Genomic DNA, 218 nt, shown 5'->3' with positions numbered 1-218 from the left:
CGGTGATATTGAGCTGACCGGAAAGGCTCTGTGCCGCGCCCCAGTCGCTGTCTTCCACCAGATGCAGGGAGACGGCGTCCACGCTCGGCAGCGCGCCATCCGTGATGGTGATGTTGAGGGTGCCGAAGTTGCTGTGGTCACCGTCAAAATCGGTGCCCTGCACCTGCAGCCCCAGATTGACGCTGTTGCTGTCCACCGGCTGGTCCAGCACGCCGTCC

Annotated in this window: 1 protein-coding gene; it reads right to left on the bottom strand. The window is 63.8% G+C overall.

Translation table 11 applies throughout. From position 1 onward, the window contains the following. On the bottom strand, positions 1-218 hold a 218-nt coding region (locus tag ACW5W7_RS21385; protein ID WP_456503011.1), incomplete at both ends, for a hypothetical protein.

The organism is Aeromonas intestinalis, from assembly GCF_054052485.1.
This window is presented reverse-complemented; position numbering and strand designations above follow the sequence as displayed.